Genomic DNA, 15,105 nt, shown 5'->3' with positions numbered 1-15,105 from the left:
CGGTATTGCCACCGGGCTGCGGTAGGCTGGCCGCAACGTGCCAGTGGCCACAACGGCCGCGCCAGCAAATAACAACTCACGAGGGAGAGAACGTGCGCTCAACCACGCCTTTGACCATGCCGTGCCGTATGGCCGGCGCGCTGCTCGCCGCCCTGATACTGCAAATCATGACCGTCCAGGCCGTACGCGCCCAGGACGTTGACCTGGTGGTCAACATCGTCGCCCATCAACCAGCTTACATGGCCTTCGAGCTGCAGTCGTTTTCGGTAACGATCTCCAACAACGGCCCGGATCCGGCCACTGCCGTCGAGCTGGTCGTCGAGCATCCGATCGCCGACGCGCCGTTCGAGCTCAGCGCCACCTGTCAGGCCCTGCCGGGGCCCAACCCGAACGGACCGGCGGTGTGCCCGCCCGGTTCGGGTACGGCGCCTTCGCCGGCCTTTGTTCGCAGCGGCGACACCTTCAGCGTGACCCTGCCGTCGATACCCAGCCAGAGCCAGGCGAGAATCGACTTCGACACGCAGGTGCGCTGCCCAAAACCCCGCAACGCCGGTGAGCCGGTCTGCTTCGGCGTGCCTGCGGGCAATTTCCAGATCAACGCCGACGTCAGCTCGGCTGAAAACGAAACGATCGACGCAACCAACACCAGCTCGACCAATATCTTCCTCTACCCGCCGGATGTGCAGTACCGGATCGAGATCACCGACGCACCCGCCACGGCCACCCCCGGCTCGGTGGTCGAGTACGAGTTCGAGGTTCACAGCTTCGGCCTGCAGCCTTCCGACCAGCTTGACCTGGCGGCCATCATCACCGGCCAGGCGGGCACCATGCTGCCGCTGACCGCCAGCAACAACCCGCACGGCTCGCAGGGATCGACGCTGCCGGGCACCGAGCTGCTGGCGATCGACTGCGTGTCGACCGCGCTCGGCGCCTGGCCGCCCGGCGCACTCTTCCCACCCTCTTCGGCGCCCTGGCAGACCTGCCCGTCGACCGGGCTGATTCCGATCCCGGTTCCAACCAGCCCCACCAACCAGAACCCGGTGACCGGCTTTGCCGGCGGTGCCTTTCTCGATAATCTGCCGGGAACCGACGACGGCCCGCCGGGCGGCGGCGTGATGCGCTTTCGTGCTCGGGTCAAGGTCGGCGAGCCGGTGTGCGTCGACGTTCCCGACTCGGGCGTGCGCGATCTGGTTTTCGAGGTGAAGGTCAACGGCCTGCAGAACACCGACCTGGTGCCGCCGGGGCCGGCCGACAACACCGCCACGGCAACCACCGAAGTGGCCGGCAACTGCGAGGTCGCCGATATCGAGTTCTCGACCTCAGCCAACCCGGCAAACATCACGCTGGATTCCAGCGGCGAAGCGAGCTGGACGCATGAGATCACCGTCAGCAACCTCAGCACCGGCCCGTCGGCCGGTACCGCCACCAACGTTCCGGTCGAGTTCGAACATCACAGCCACGCCTTTGCCGAAACGCAGGGCCCGCTCGCCTGCAGTTCATCGCCGAGCGGCTTGTGCCCCACCACCGCCGAGCTGGCCAACGGCGTCGTCTCGAGCAACAGCAGCCATTTCCGCTTCGCCTCGAGCATCGACTCGCTGCCGCCGGGCGCGTCGATCACGATCTCGCTGCCGGTCGACATCGTGCGCACCACCTGCTGGGGCGATACCACCGCGCTGATCAACCTCAGCGGCCAGGCCTCGCCCTCGCCGGCGCTTCACGATCCGATCTACAGCCCGACGACGCCGCCGGAGCCGCCGCCATTCACCCCCGGAAGCAATCCGTTTTTCGGCAACAACGGCCTGCAGACCGTCGCCGAGGTCGGTGGCCTGACAAGCTGCCCGGGCGGCGGACCATCGACCCGACTGGAAATCGTCAAGAGCGGGCCATTTGCGAGCGCCGCTGATGCCCAGGCCGGCACCCCGCTGATCGGGCAAACGCCCGGCAGTTACATTGCCGACGGCACCGACGTGTACTACAAGCTGGTGGTCACCAATCCCGATACCTTCAGCCCGGTAATGGTCGGCGACATCAACGACCAGAACTTCAACCTGGCCGGCCTGGCGGCGACACCGCCCAGCGGTTTTACCTACACCGGCCCGACGCTCGCGGACTGGGGTATTACCTGCACCGCCAGCCCGGCCAGCGAGACCTGTCACGAGCTCGCCAGCACGCCGCTGGCCACCGCCGGCTACAACTGGTGGCTCCGGCTCGGCTATGACCCGAACGCGCACGGCGGCGACAGCGAAGTCGCGCTGGCGCCAGGCGGCGAGCTGACCTACATCATTCCGTTCACGATGCCGACTCATCTCAACCGCTGTCACGATCCCGAGCAGACCAGAAACCGGGCCCAGGCCAATTTCCTCAGCGTGACCGGTGCCAACGCGACGACGCCCTGGTCGATGGTCAACCAGTACATCGGCATGCCGCCGTGCGTGCCCGGCGAGCTGGAGATCGAAAAGGAAATCCTGCCGCCGGCAACCGCCAGCAGCATCCCCTCCAGCGGCGAAATCAGCTGGCGCATCACGCTGACCAACGCCTCGGCAACCGAGACCCTGGATATTCCGCGGCTGATCGACCAGACCTTCGCCTGGGGCGTCGATGCGACCATCACCCAGGTCGACTGCACCGTGCTCTCCGGCGGCGCGCAGTGTCCACCCACGCCCGTCATCCCCGGCACGCGAACGCCGGCCTCGGGCCCGAGCTTGCCGCTGGCCGACCCGCTCCATATCGACCACGAATGGGGTTCGGTCGGCAACAACACCTTCCCGCCGGGCGGCTCGGTCGCCTTCGAGATCACCGCGCAGCTGGCCAACCCGACCGGCAACTTCGGCTGCGTCAACAATCGCGCCAGCTTCAACGGCTTCAGCGATCCCAACGGCTGGGTTCCAGCCGAAGACTCGGCCTATATCTGCCCGCCGGACAGCCCGGATTTGAGTCTGCAAAAGCGAGTTTCGCCGCAGATTGCCCAGCCCGGTGACCTGGTCACCTGGACCGTCACCGTGGTCAACATCGGCTCGGCTCCCGCCGATGGCGCCGTGCTCGATGATCCACTGCCCGCCGCGCTGCTGGCCGACAACCCGGGCGGCTACAGCAACGCAAGCTGCACCGATATTTCGAGCTCAAGCTTCATTCCCAACCCCCAGGGCACGACCCTGTGTCCGCCGATCACCAGCAACGCCTCGGGCCTGAACGCCGTGATTGGCACCATGGGGCCCAATACGGCTCTGGAGTTCAGCTACCAGGCGGTGATGCCGGCCACGCCCGTTTCGGTCGACAACGTGGCGACCGTCGTCGCCCCCTCGCCCGGCGGCCCGAGCTTCGGCTCCGGCACCGCCCAGTCGCGCCAGAGCGTTCAGGTACAGGACGAAACCCTGACCGGGCCGCCGTCGCCGCCGCCCGTGCCCGTGCCGGCACTGGGCTTGTGGGCATCGATTGCGCTGGTGATGCTGTTGCTGCTGCTGGCCTGGTCCAGCGGTCTGCTGCGTGACTCCGGGGCGCGCTCTTGGTAGTGTATCGAGCGATTTGACCGGTTGCCCCGGCCACCCGGCCGGGGCAACTTGCGCCCTCGATATCCTCGGAACGACACTGATGCCGACCCTGCAAGCGATCATTCTCGCGATTTATTTCATCGTGATCTTCGGGGTGGGCCTCTACGCCACCCGTTTCATCGACGACACCACCGACTTTCTTCTGGCCGGGCGTCGGCTTGGCCTGGTACTGGCCACCGCCACCCTGTGCGCCACTCACTTTGGCGGCGGTTTCGTCATGGGTTCCGGCGAGTGGGGTTTCGAATACGGCTTGACCGGCATTGCCTACGCTGCCGGCGTCGGTCTGTCGCTGGTGGTGCTGGGGCTGGTCGCCGCGCGGCGAATGCGTGAACTCGCCATGTTCACCGTGCCCGACTACCTGGACCTGCGCTACGACAGCAAGCTGGTGCGCTTTCTGGGCGCGCTGCTGTCGCTGGTGGCCATCATCGGCATCATCGGCGCGCAGGTCTGGGCGGCCCAGGGGGCGCTGTCGATCATCGGCCTCGATCCCACTCGGGCGGCCATTGCAGCCACGGCCCTGTTCATTGTCTACACCGCTCTGTCGGGCCTGTGGGGCGTAACGCTGACCGATGCCGTGCAGCTGGCCATCATTTTCATCGGTGTGCCGATCGCTGCCTTCATGGCGCTGGGCGAGACCGGCGGGTTTGCCGGCATTCGCGACGGCATCGACGGGCTCGAGCTCGCCGTCTCCACCCCGGAGTACTTCAACCCGCTGGGCGCAGGCCTGGGCCTGGTGCTGACCGCCATCATTCCCACGATGATGTATACCCTCATCGGCCAGGATTTCTATCAGCGCCTGTTCGCTGCCCGCAACGAAAACACCGCCCGCCGCGCGGCCATTCTGGCCGGAGTGCTGCTGGTGGCTTTTGCCGTCTTTCCGGTCATTACGGGCATGGCCGCCCATGCCCTGTTCGGCAATGAAATCGAGCCGGCCCAGGCCATTCCGAAGCTGATCGTCGAAGTTCTGCCCGATGCCGCTGCGGCCATCGTGATTGCCGCCATCATCGGCGCCATCATGTCCACCGCCGACTCGCTGCTGGTGGCCGGCACCGCGCACGTCACCAACGACTTCTACAGCAAGCTGATCAACCCCGACGCCGAAATGGACAGCCGCAAGCTGCTGCGGCTATCGCGCATGGTCACGGTCGTCATCGGGGTGCTGGCGCTGTGGATGGCGCTGGCTTTCGAGGCCATCATCGACCTGCTGTTGATGTCCTACACCCTTTATGCAGCCGGCGTGTTCATTCCGGTGGTGCTGGGGCTGTACTGGCGGCGTGGCAATGCCGCCGGCGCGATCGCCGCGATTGTCGGCGGCTCCTGCGTGGGCGTGGCCGGCGAGCTCGGCTGGCTGAAGCTCTCCGGGCTGCCGCTCATCGGCGGATTTCCCATCATCGTCATCGGCGCGCTGGCGTCGCTGCTGCTGTATGTTGTGGTGTCGCTGTTGACGCCGGCCCCGCCCCATCGTCCGGGCGCGCCGCCGTCAGCCTCGGCGGCATCATGACCCGTCTGCTCGCTATACTCGACACCGCCGTGACCGCACGATCCGAACCCGCAAGTCTCCGGAGCAGCCGCAAATGAATCAACCCGACAACGCCAGCCTTGATGAGATGGCCGACGAGGTGCATACCGCCATTCGTTCGCAGCGCCGCCGCGGTCGCTTCGGGCGCCTGGCCTGGATTGCCGGCGGCACCGTGCTGCTGGCGCTCGTGGTCTGGTGGCTATGGCCACAGAGCACCACCATCGAATGGGAAACCCGCGCCGTCGACCGCGGCGACATGGTGCTTATCGCCACGGCCACCGGCAACCTCGAGCCGCGCAGCGAGGTCACCGTGGGCGCCGAGATTTCCGGCCTGATCAGCGAGGTGACGGTCATCGAAAACGACCCCGTCGCCGTCGGCGACGTTCTCGCGCGCTTCGATACCGAAGAGCTCGAGGTCAATCTGGCCCAGGCCGAGGCCCGCCTGGCGCTGGCCCAGGCCTCGGTGGCCGAGGCCGAAGCCACGCTGGAGGAGACCACCATCGACGAGCGCCGCCTGAAAAACCTGATGGAGCGCAACATGACCTCGCAGGCCGAGCTCGATACCGCCCGCGCCGCCGTCAAGCGCGCAACCGCCCGGGTCAGCCACGCGCAGGCGTCGGTCAGCGAAGCTCAGGCCGCGGTATCAGCCAGCCGTACGCGCCTGGACAAGGCGGTCATCACCTCGCCCATCAACGGCGTGGTTCTCAAGCGCAGCGTTGAACCCGGCAACACCGTGGCGGCCAGTTTTCAGGCGCCCGAGCTGTTCATTCTGGCCGAGGATCTGCGCGAAATGGAGCTGCACGTGTCTCTGGACGAAGCCGATGTCGGCCTGGTCGAGCCGGGGCAGCCGGCGACCTTTACCGTTGACGCCTGGCCCGGCCGGGAGTTTGCCGCCGAGGTGCTGCGCGTCTATCTCTACCCCACCATCGAAAGCAATGTTGTCACCTACACCACCGTGCTGGGCGTGGACAACCCGGACGAGGATCTGCTGCCGGGCATGACCGCAACCGCGACCATCACCACCGACACGCGCGAACAGGTAGTGCGTGTACCCAACAAGGCGCTGCGCTTCAAGCCGCCGGGCGGGCCGCGTGTGGTCTTCTCCGGGCCTGGCGGGCGATCCGACGCGGATACCGAGGCGGGCAGTTCGGTCTGGGTGCTGGAGAATGGTCAACCGGAACGCGTGAAGGTCGCCACCGGCTACACCGACGGTCGTTACACCGAGATCCTCAACCAGGCGGTATCACCCGGAGACGAGGTTCTGGTTGGCAGTCGTCAGCCGCGCGAGTGAGCGTGAATCAGGCCGTGAATCACAGCAACGCTCACTCCCCAGGCGATGCCGCCGCGGTCTTCCGGATGCGGCGCATCTACAAGATCTATGGGCAGGGGCCGACCGAGGTGCGCGCGCTCGACGGCGTTGATCTTGACATCCGTGCCGGTGAGTTCGTTGCCGTCATGGGCCCCAGCGGCTCGGGCAAATCGACTTTTCTCAACATCCTCGGCTGTCTGGACGTGCCGACCGCCGGGCAGTACCTGTTTCGCGGCGTGGATATTGCCAAGCTCAGCCGCGACGAGCTGGCGCTGCTGCGGCGAAAGTTCATGGGGTTTGTCTTTCAGAGCTTCAATCTTCTGGCCCGAACCGGCGCCGCGGCTAACGTCGAGCTGCCGCTCATCTACGAGGGCGTTGCGCGCGCCCGCCGCCGCCAGCTTGCCGTCGAGGCGTTGAGCGTGGTCGGCCTGGGAGATCGCGCAGCGGCCACGCCAAACCAGCTTTCCGGCGGCCAGCAGCAGCGCGTGGCCATTGCCCGCGCGCTGGTGACCCGGCCGCCGGTGCTGCTGGCCGACGAGCCGACCGGCAACCTCGACACCCGCACCGCCGGTGAAATCATGGATCAGCTGGTGCGGCTGCGAACCGAGCGCGATGTCACCATCATCATGGTCACCCATGAGCCCGACATTGCCGCCTATGCCGACCGCGTCCTGTATTTCGTTGACGGCAGAATCCGCGACGACGGGCCACCGGCCGAGGTGCTGGAATGAATCCGCTCGACACTCTGCTGATGGCCGTTCAGGCCATTGCGCGCAACAAGATGCGCTCGTTTCTGACCATGCTGGGCATCATCATCGGCGTGGCCAGCATCATCGCCATGGTTCATCTGGGCCAGTCGGCAACGCGTGCGGTGACCGCCCAGGTAGCCAGCATCGGCTCCAACCTGCTGTTCGTGATGCCCGGCACCTCACAGCGCGGCTCCGGCGGCGTGCGCGGCACGGCCGAGCCGTTCGAGATGGCCGATGTCGAGGCAATGCGGCGTGAAATCCCCGGCATTCGCGTCGCGCCGGCGGTCTCGCGCAGCGTGACCGTGATCTACGGCAATGCCAATCAGAACGTCAATATCGAAGGCACCACCAACGAATACTTCAGCGTGCGCAATCACCCGGTCACGCGCGGGCGCACTTTCAAACCCGAGGAGCTGGCCGCGGGCGCAGCCGTGTGCATTCTCGGTCAGACCGTCGTCGACGACATGTACGCCAGCGAAGAGCCGTTGGGCTCGACGCTGAGAATCGGTCGGACCGCCTGCCGGGTCATCGGCATTCTCGAGGAAAAGGGGGCCTCCATGGGACAGGATCGCGACAACCTGATCCTGATGCCCATCCGGGCCGTTCAGAGACGCCTGGCGGGCAGCCTGGACATTCCCGTCATCTACATCTCCGCGCTTGAAGACGGTACCAGCGCCCGCGTTCGCAGCGACATTGAATCGCTCATGCGTCAGCGCCGCCGTGTCGGCATCGGCAAGGAAGACGATTTTCACGTCCGCGACACCCAGGAGATCATGGACGCGCTCGAACAGACGGCCGGCATCATGATCCTGCTGCTCGGCGGCATTGCCGCGGTCAGCCTGCTGGTGGGCGGCATCGGCATCATGAACATCATGCTGGTGTCAGTCACCGAACGCACCCGTGAAATCGGCATTCGCCTGGCCATCGGCGCACGCGCCCGCGACGTGCTCACGCAGTTTCTGGTCGAATCGATCGTGCTGGCCACCTTTGGCGGCCTGATTGGCGTGCTTCTGGGGCTGGCCGGCACCCTGCTGATGACCAGTCAATTCAACATGCCGTTCGTGGCCTCGCCGGGCGTGATGATCCTGGGCTTCGCCTTTGCCATGAGCATCGGCGTGGTCTTCGGCTTCGTCCCGGCCCGCAAGGCCGCCCACCTCAACCCGATCGACGCGCTGCGCCACGAGTAAGAGCCGGAAAGAAAAAGGCCCGCTCGATGGCGGGCCTTTTTCATGTTGGCGTCCCCACGGGGATTCGAACCCCGGTCGCTGCCGTGAAAGGGCAGTGTCCTAGGCCTCTAGACGATGGGGACTGAAAACGTCGCTGGCGAAGCTTTCAGAAACCTGTTTGGTGGAGCCAGGCGGGATCGAACCGCCGACCTCTACAATGCCATTGTAGCGCTCTCCCAGCTGAGCTATGGCCCCACAACAAGCCGAGCATTCTAGTGCAGGATTCAGGGGCTGTCAAACCCAATTTGAGCCGATTACAGCACAAGCTCCGAAAACGCGATCATGCCGGCCGATTGATCCACGATTCGGCGCGCGGCGAGCAAGGCGCCGCGGGCAAATACGCGGCGATCGCTGGCGCGATGGCTCAGCTCCAGGCGCTCGCCCTCGGCCAGGTAGTAGACGGTGTGCTCGCCGGCGACATCACCGCCACGGATGGCGTGCATGCCGATCTCGCCGGGCGCGCGTGCCTGACGGCGCGTGCTGCGATCGTGGACGACGTCGGCGTCCAGGGTCTGGCCTCTTGCGGCGGCCACCTGCTCGCCGAGCCAGATCGCGGTGCCGGACGGGGCGTCAATCTTGCGTCGGTGATGGGCTTCGAGAATCTCGATATCGAAATCATTGCCCAGCGCGGCCGCTGCCCGCTGCGCCAGCTCAACGAGCAGATTCACGCCCAGGCTGAAATTGGCGGCCTGGCAGACGGGAATGGTTTGCGCGGCCTGCTCGAGGCGATGCTGCAACTCGGGCCCCAGCGCCGTGGTGCCGGTGACCAGCGGAATGCGGTGTTGCAGCGCAAAGGGGATGACCTGCGCCAGCAGCTCCGGGTGTGAAAAGTCGATGATGACGTCGGCCTCGACGTCTGGCTCGAAAAAGGCCTGGCGGGTGGCTTCTCCGGCGAGAACGCCTTGCTGGTCGTCAGCAATGACTGCCGCAATGGTTTGCCCCACGGCCCCGCTGGCGCCACTTAGAAGAATTTTCAGGCTCATGGGCCAAGCCTACCCGATTCTGCCGGCGTGCAGAAGACGCCGGCCAATCAAAAGCCCATGCGATCGAAGAAGCTCTTGACGCGATCAGTCCAGCCCGAAGACTGGGGGCTCTGCTCGGGCTGATCGCTCAGGCTTTCCTGCAGTTGCTTGAGCAGATCCTTCTGTGCCCGGCTGAGGTTGACGGGCGTCTCCACGTCAACGCGGCACAGCAGGTCGCCGGTCGAGCGCGAACGAACCGACTGCACGCCCTTGCCGCGCAAACGAAAGACCTTGCCCGATTGTGTCTCGGAAGGAATCTTGAGCATGACCGAGCCGTCGAGCGTCGGCACCTTCATCTGCCCGCCCAGCGCGGCGGTCGTGATGGTAATCGGCACTTCGCAGAACAGGTCGTCGCCATCGCGTTGAAACAGCGGGTGCGGTCGAACCTGCACGTCGACGTAGAGATCGCCGGCGCCGCCGCCCTGAGTGCCGGCACCGCCTTCGCCACTCAGGCGAATGCGGTCGCCGGTATCCACGCCGGCGGGAATGCGAATCTGCAGCGTCCGGGTTTCGCGCACCTGGCCGCTGCCGTCGCAATCGTCGCAGGGGTCCTTGATGGTGCGCCCGCTGCCGCTGCATGCCGGACAGGCCTGCTGAACCGAGAAAAAGCCCTGCTGCATGCGCACCTGGCCCTGGCCACCGCAGGTCGAGCACACGTGCAGCTGGCCGCCTTTCGAACCGCTGCCACTGCAGGTGCCGCACTCGCCCAGCGTGGGCAGGCTGACTTCCTTTTCGACGCCGGCGACGGCTTCTTCAAGATCCAGCTCCATGGTGTAGCGCAGATCCTGCCCGCGGCGCGACTGGCTCTGACGCCGGCGGCCACCGCCGAAGATATCGCCGAAAATGTCGCCGAAAATGTCGTTGATATCACCGAAGCCGCCCTGCGGCCCGCCGCCACCCATGCCGCCGTTGACGCCGGCGTGGCCAAAACGGTCATAGGCCGCCCGCTTCTGCTCGTCCTTGAGCACATCATGCGCCTCACGCACCTCCTTGAACCGGTCTTCGGCTTCGGGATTATCCGGATTGCGGTCCGGATGATACTTGCGCGCCTTGCGCCGATAGGCCTTGCGGATCTCGTCGGGGGTGGCGTCTCGCGAGACGTTGAGGATGTCGTAATAATCAGCGGACATGGATACTCAGCGTAAACATAAAAAAACACAGTGTTAAATGCTAAGTGTGAAGTGTTCAGTGTGAAGTGTGAAGTAAAACCAATCAAAACCGGGATGGCGGTGAAGCCAGCCCTTCACACTTCACACTTCACACTTCACACTTCACACTTCAAGACCTACTTCTTGTCGTCGTCATCGACTTCAGTGAACTCGGCGTCGACCACTTCTTCTTCATCCGCGGAAGCGTCAGCGCCCTGTTCCCCGGCCGACTCGCCGCCGCCTTCCTGGGCCTGGGCCTTTTCGGCTGCGGCCTTGTAGAGCTCGGCGCCGGCCTGCTGCAGTTCGTTGACGGCGGACTCGATGGCGTCCTTGTCATCGCCCTTCAGAGCCTCGTCGACCTTGGACAGAGCGTCCTCGATCTGCTTTTTGGTGGCCGCATCGATGTTGTCGCCGTGCTCTTCCAGGCTGCTTCGCGTCGAGTGAGCGACGGCATCGGCATTGTTGCGCACCGACACCAGCTCCTGGAACTTCTTGTCCTCTTCGCGATGGGCTTCGGCGTCGCGCACCATGGCCTCGATTTCGTCGTCGGACAGACCGGAGCCGGCCTTGACTTCGACGCGCTGCTCCTTGCCGGTGGCCTGATCCTTGGCAGAGACGTGCAGGATGCCGTTGGCGTCGATGTCGAAAGTGACCTCGATCTGCGGCATGCCGCGCGGGGCGGCCGGAATGCCGGCCAGGTCAAAGCGCGCCAGCGACTTGTTGGCCGCGGCCTGCTCACGCTCGCCCTGCAGAACGTGCACGGTGACCGCCGACTGGTTGTCCTCAGCGGTGGAGAACACCTGCGAGGCCCGGGTCGGAATGGTGGTGTTTTTCTCGATCAGCTTGGTGAACACACCGCCCAGGGTCTCGATGCCCAGAGACAGCGGCGTGACGTCGAGCAGCAGCACGTCCTTGACGTCGCCGGAAAGCACGCCACCCTGAACGGCAGCGCCCACGGCCACGGCCTCGTCGGGGTTCACGTCCTTGCGCGACTCCTTGCCGAAGAAGTCTGCAACCGCCTTCTGCACCGCGGGCATGCGGGTCTGGCCACCGACCAGAATCACCTCGTCGACTTCATCGACCTTCAGGCCGGCGTCGTTGAGCGCAGTACGGCAGGGCTCGATGGAGCGCTTGACCAGCTCTTCGACCAGCGACTCGAGCTTCGAGCGCGTGACCTTGATATTGAGGTGCTTCGGCCCGGATTGATCCGCGGTGATATACGGCAGATTGACCTCGGTCTGTTCGGTCGAGGACAACTCGATCTTGGCGCGCTCGGCACCTTCACGCAGACGCTGCAGCGCCAGCGGGTCGTTGTGCAGGTCAATGCCCTGCTCTTTCTTGAACTCGCCGGCCAGATAATCGATCAGACGCAGGTCGAAGTCCTCGCCACCGAGGAAGGTGTCACCGTTGGTGGCCAGCACCTCGAACTGCTTTTCGCCGTCGACGTCGGCAATCTCGATGATGGAAATATCGAACGTACCGCCGCCGAGGTCGTAGACAGCCACCTTGCGGTCGCTGCCTTCCTTGTCCAGGCCATAGGCCAGCGATGCAGCGGTCGGCTCGTTGATGATGCGCTTGACCTCGAGGCCGGCAATCTGGCCGGCGTCCTTGGTCGCCTGACGCTGCGAGTCATTGAAATAGGCCGGTACGGTAATCACCGCCTCGGTGACCTCTTCACCGAGATAGTCTTCGGCCGTTTTCTTCATCTTCATCAGCGTACGCGCCGAAATCTCCGGCGGCGCCATCTGCTTGTCACCTACCTGAACCCAGGCGTCGCCGTTGTCGGCTTCCACAATCTTGTAGGGGACGAGCTTGATGTCCTTCTGGACCACGTCCTCCTTGAACTTGCGGCCGATCAGGCGCTTGACTGCATAAAGCGTGCGCTCGGGGTTGGTTACCGCCTGGCGCTTGGCCGGCTGGCCGACCAGTACTTCGTCGTCCTTGGTAAAGGCAACAACCGAGGGCGTCGTACGATCGCCTTCGGCGTTTTCGATCACCCGCGCCTTGCCGCCTTCCATGACGGCAACGCAGGAATTGGTCGTTCCCAGGTCAATGCCGATAATCTTGCTCATGGTGTCTTGTTCCCGTTCAATTCGTTTGAAAGTTCAATCGACTCGAAAAATCGATTCGTCAATGCTCTAGCCGTTTAGTGGGGCCCGGCGCTCGTCATTTCAATCACCGCGGCTGTCCAACCGCCTCAGCTTTCGCTGGCCACGATCACGCGCGCCGGCCGCAGCACCCGATCATTGAGGCGATAGCCCTTCTGCAGCACCATCAGGACGGTATCGGGCTCGGCCTCGTCACTGGGCTGTATGCTCATGGCCTCATGCCACTGCGGGTCGAAGCGCTCGCCTTCGGGATTGAGCGTCTCCAGACCATGATCGGCCAGGGCCTTGAGCAGCAGCTTGCGTGTCAGCTCGAGCCCCTCGTATGCGGCATCACCCTGCTCCGCGCTTTCGAGCCCCTGATCAAGCCCGTCGATCACGGGGAGCAGATCACGCATGATGGCCTCGTGCTGATAGCGACGCGCCTTGTCCATCTCGCGCTCGGCGCGCTTTTGCATGTTGTCCATGTCGGCGCGCGTGCGCATCAGCGCATCGCGAAGCTTCGTGATCTCGCCCTCGAGTTCCCCGGCGCCATCAGCCTGCGCGCCGTCCTCGAGTTCCTCGACCACGGCCTCTTTTTCCGTGTCCTGCGCTTCGGCGGTTTCGGTTTCCGGCCGCTCGGTATCGTTGTTTTCACCCATATCGCTTCGCCTCGGTGGTAATCGAGTTGACATCTGCGCGCAATAATGGGGGCCGGCTACTGTCAACACAACCGCCATTGCCCAGCCGGGTTCTTGGTGCTAGCTTGTTGGGCCTCCTGGCCCAACCGGAAAGCGCATGCTTCGTCACCTTGCGATTCGCCAATTTGCCATTGTTCGCGAAGTCGAGATCGACATCGAACCCGGCTTTACCGTCGTCACCGGCGAAACCGGTGCCGGCAAGTCGATTCTGGTAGACGCCCTTGGCCTGTTGCTCGGCGACCGCGCCGATGCCGGCCTGATTGCCGAAGGTCATGACCAGGCCGAGCTCGAGGCGATATTCAGCCTGCAACCCGACGATCCGGCGCGAGCCTGGCTGGCCGATCAGGCTCTGGAAGAAGGCGATGAACTGATTTTGCGGCGGGTGCTGACGGCGCCGAGTGGCTCGCGGGCCTGGATCAACGGTCGCTCAGCCACCGTGGGCCAGCTCGCCGAGCTGGGTAGCCTGCTGGTCGAAATCCACGGTCAGCATGAACACCAGCAGCTGGGAAAACCGCCGGTGCAGCGCCAGCTGCTCGACCGCCAGGTGGAGAGCAAACAGCTCGAAAAGGTGGTCACGGCCACACAACGGTGGCAGACGGCGCGCCAGGCACTCGAGGCGCTGCAGGCCGATCTGGGCGACGCCGATCAGCTCGAGCTGCTGCGCTTTCAGGCGCGCGAGCTGTCCGACCTGGCGCTGCAGGACGGCGAATTCGAGGCACTGGAACAGGAGCAGGAGCGGCTCGCCCGAAGCGACGACATCCGCCTGGCCGTGGGCCAGGCCGGCAACGCGCTCGATAGCGATGACGGACTCGGCGCCCGCAGTCTTCTGCATCATGCCCTGCAGGCCCTCGATGCCGTGCGCGAGCTCGAGCCCGAGGTCGCGGAGGTGGCCGGCATGCTGGAGGAGGCGCGCATCAACGTCGACGAGGCCCACGCCACCCTCGAGCGCCTGGGAAGCCGCGACCAGGGAGACCCCGAGCGCCTGACCGACATCAACCAGCGCCTGGAAAAGACGCTGGACCTGGCGCGCAAACACCGCGTTGAACCTGACCGACTGCCGGCGTTGAGCGCGCAGCTGAACGACCGGCTGGCTTCTCTGGACAACCACCAGCACCGGCTGCAGGAGCTGACCGCGTCGGTGGAAGAGCACGCCGCCGAATGGCGCGCCGCGGCTCAAGCGCTCAGCAAGGCACGCCAGCAGGCCGCCAAAGCGCTGTCAGCACGGGTGGAGTCGCGGCTGGCCGAGCTGGGCATGGACACGGCCCGGCTCGATTTTGTGGTCGAGCCCAACGCTCAGACCGAACCGGTCAGCCACGGCATGGATCGGATAGCCATCGAGTTCAGCGCCAACCCTGGCCAGCCCCTGCAGCCGCTCTCACGCGTGGCCTCGGGTGGCGAGCTTTCGCGCGTGGCCCTGGCCCTGATGATTGCAGATGATCGCCCGCAGGGTGCAAAAACACGCATCTTCGACGAGGTGGATGCCGGCGTCGGGGGCGAAACCGCGCATGCGGTGGGCCGCTTCCTTCGCCAGGCCGCCGCCGTGGGTCAGGCGATGTGCGTTACCCACCTGGCGCAGGTGGCCGCCTGCGCCGACCACCAGCTACGCGTGCATAAAGACAAGGGCAGCGACAGCACCCTGGTCGACGTGAGCGTGCTTGCCGGAGCGGCCCGCGAGCGCGAAATCGCGCGCATGCTCGGCAGCGCCGATTCGGAAACCAGCCTGGCACACGCACAAGAATTACTGAAAACAAAGAACAAGAAGAAGAAAGTGTGAAGTGTGAAGTGTTAAGTGAAAACAA

At 64.9% G+C, this 15,105-nt stretch carries 10 protein-coding genes and 2 tRNA genes; 6 read left to right on the top strand and 6 right to left on the bottom strand.

The features are described from left to right. Positions 1-92: 92 nt before the first annotated feature. The 5 genes from ACEWQ0_RS01130 to ACEWQ0_RS01110 all read left to right on the top strand — a co-directional run bounded on the left by ACEWQ0_RS01130 (position 93) and on the right by ACEWQ0_RS01110 (position 8,312). Positions 93-3,509, top strand: a complete 3,417-nt coding sequence (locus ACEWQ0_RS01130; RefSeq protein WP_476484226.1) for a hypothetical protein — start codon at positions 93-95, stop codon at positions 3,507-3,509. 79 nt (positions 3,510-3,588) lie between these two features. Beyond that, entirely contained in the window at positions 3,589-5,049 is a 1,461-nt protein-coding gene (locus ACEWQ0_RS01125; RefSeq protein WP_476484225.1) for a sodium:solute symporter family protein, read from the top strand. A 73-nt stretch (positions 5,050-5,122) separates the two neighbouring features. Continuing rightward, entirely contained in the window at positions 5,123-6,358 is a 1,236-nt protein-coding gene (locus tag ACEWQ0_RS01120) for an efflux RND transporter periplasmic adaptor subunit (protein WP_476481750.1), read from the top strand. A 65-nt stretch (positions 6,359-6,423) separates the two neighbouring features. Further along, positions 6,424-7,107, top strand: coding sequence for an ABC transporter ATP-binding protein (locus ACEWQ0_RS01115; RefSeq protein ID WP_476481808.1), 684 nt, complete (start codon positions 6,424-6,426; stop codon positions 7,105-7,107). After that, positions 7,104-8,312 carry an ABC transporter permease gene (locus ACEWQ0_RS01110; RefSeq protein WP_476481749.1) on the top strand — a complete coding sequence of 403 codons (1,209 nt, stop codon included), beginning with the start codon at positions 7,104-7,106 and terminating at the stop codon, positions 8,310-8,312. Before ACEWQ0_RS01115 ends, ACEWQ0_RS01110 begins: the two co-directional genes overlap by 4 nt. A 46-nt stretch (positions 8,313-8,358) precedes the next feature. On the opposite strand, the gene ACEWQ0_RS01105 is transcribed toward ACEWQ0_RS01110, so the two are convergent. From ACEWQ0_RS01105 to grpE, 6 genes are all read right to left on the bottom strand, one after another. Further along, positions 8,359-8,434: transfer RNA gene (locus ACEWQ0_RS01105), tRNA-Glu, on the bottom strand. A 36-nt stretch (positions 8,435-8,470) separates the two neighbouring features. Further along, a tRNA-Ala gene (locus tag ACEWQ0_RS01100) sits at positions 8,471-8,546 on the bottom strand. Between the two features lie 59 nt (positions 8,547-8,605). Next, positions 8,606-9,334, bottom strand: coding sequence for a 4-hydroxy-tetrahydrodipicolinate reductase (gene dapB, locus ACEWQ0_RS01095; RefSeq protein WP_476481748.1), 729 nt, complete (start codon positions 9,332-9,334; stop codon positions 8,606-8,608). Between the two features lie 47 nt (positions 9,335-9,381). Beyond that, positions 9,382-10,503 carry a molecular chaperone DnaJ gene (gene dnaJ / locus ACEWQ0_RS01090; protein ID WP_476484224.1) on the bottom strand — a complete coding sequence of 374 codons (1,122 nt, stop codon included), beginning with the start codon at positions 10,501-10,503 and terminating at the stop codon, positions 9,382-9,384. A gap of 155 nt (positions 10,504-10,658) precedes the next feature. Further along, positions 10,659-12,593: a molecular chaperone DnaK gene (gene dnaK / locus ACEWQ0_RS01085; RefSeq protein ID WP_476481746.1), complete on the bottom strand. Its 1,935-nt coding sequence runs from the start codon at positions 12,591-12,593 to the stop codon at positions 10,659-10,661. A 125-nt stretch (positions 12,594-12,718) separates the two neighbouring features. After that, entirely contained in the window at positions 12,719-13,267 is a 549-nt protein-coding gene (gene grpE / locus ACEWQ0_RS01080; RefSeq protein ID WP_476481745.1) for a nucleotide exchange factor GrpE, read from the bottom strand. Between the two features lie 136 nt (positions 13,268-13,403). On the opposite strand from grpE, the gene recN reads away from it, so the two are divergent. Beyond that, positions 13,404-15,080 (top strand): DNA repair protein RecN, encoded by a 1,677-nt coding sequence (gene recN / locus ACEWQ0_RS01075; RefSeq protein WP_476484223.1) that lies wholly within the window; start codon positions 13,404-13,406, stop codon positions 15,078-15,080. Positions 15,081-15,105: the final 25 nt, after the last annotated feature.

It is taken from the genome of Wenzhouxiangella sp. YN9 (genome assembly GCF_056324165.1).
Note: the sequence above shows the minus strand (reverse complement) of the source record. Positions and strands in the feature narration are given on the sequence as shown.

Excerpts from the sequence above, each read along its gene's own strand:
- ACEWQ0_RS01125 (WP_476484225.1), top strand. The coding sequence starts at position 3,589 with ATGCCGACCCTGCAAGCGATCATTCTCGCGATTTATTTCATCGTGATC.
- recN (WP_476484223.1), top strand. The coding sequence starts at position 13,404 with ATGCTTCGTCACCTTGCGATTCGCCAATTTGCCATTGTTCGCGAAGTC.
- ACEWQ0_RS01115 (WP_476481808.1), top strand. The coding sequence starts at position 6,424 with ATGCGGCGCATCTACAAGATCTATGGGCAGGGGCCGACCGAGGTGCGC.
- ACEWQ0_RS01110 (WP_476481749.1), top strand. The coding sequence starts at position 7,104 with ATGAATCCGCTCGACACTCTGCTGATGGCCGTTCAGGCCATTGCGCGC.
- dapB (WP_476481748.1), bottom strand. The coding sequence starts at position 9,334 with ATGAGCCTGAAAATTCTTCTAAGTGGCGCCAGCGGGGCCGTGGGGCAA.
- ACEWQ0_RS01120 (WP_476481750.1), top strand. The coding sequence starts at position 5,123 with ATGAATCAACCCGACAACGCCAGCCTTGATGAGATGGCCGACGAGGTG.
- dnaK (WP_476481746.1), bottom strand. The coding sequence starts at position 12,593 with ATGAGCAAGATTATCGGCATTGACCTGGGAACGACCAATTCCTGCGTT.
- grpE (WP_476481745.1), bottom strand. The coding sequence starts at position 13,267 with ATGGGTGAAAACAACGATACCGAGCGGCCGGAAACCGAAACCGCCGAA.
- dnaJ (WP_476484224.1), bottom strand. The coding sequence starts at position 10,503 with ATGTCCGCTGATTATTACGACATCCTCAACGTCTCGCGAGACGCCACC.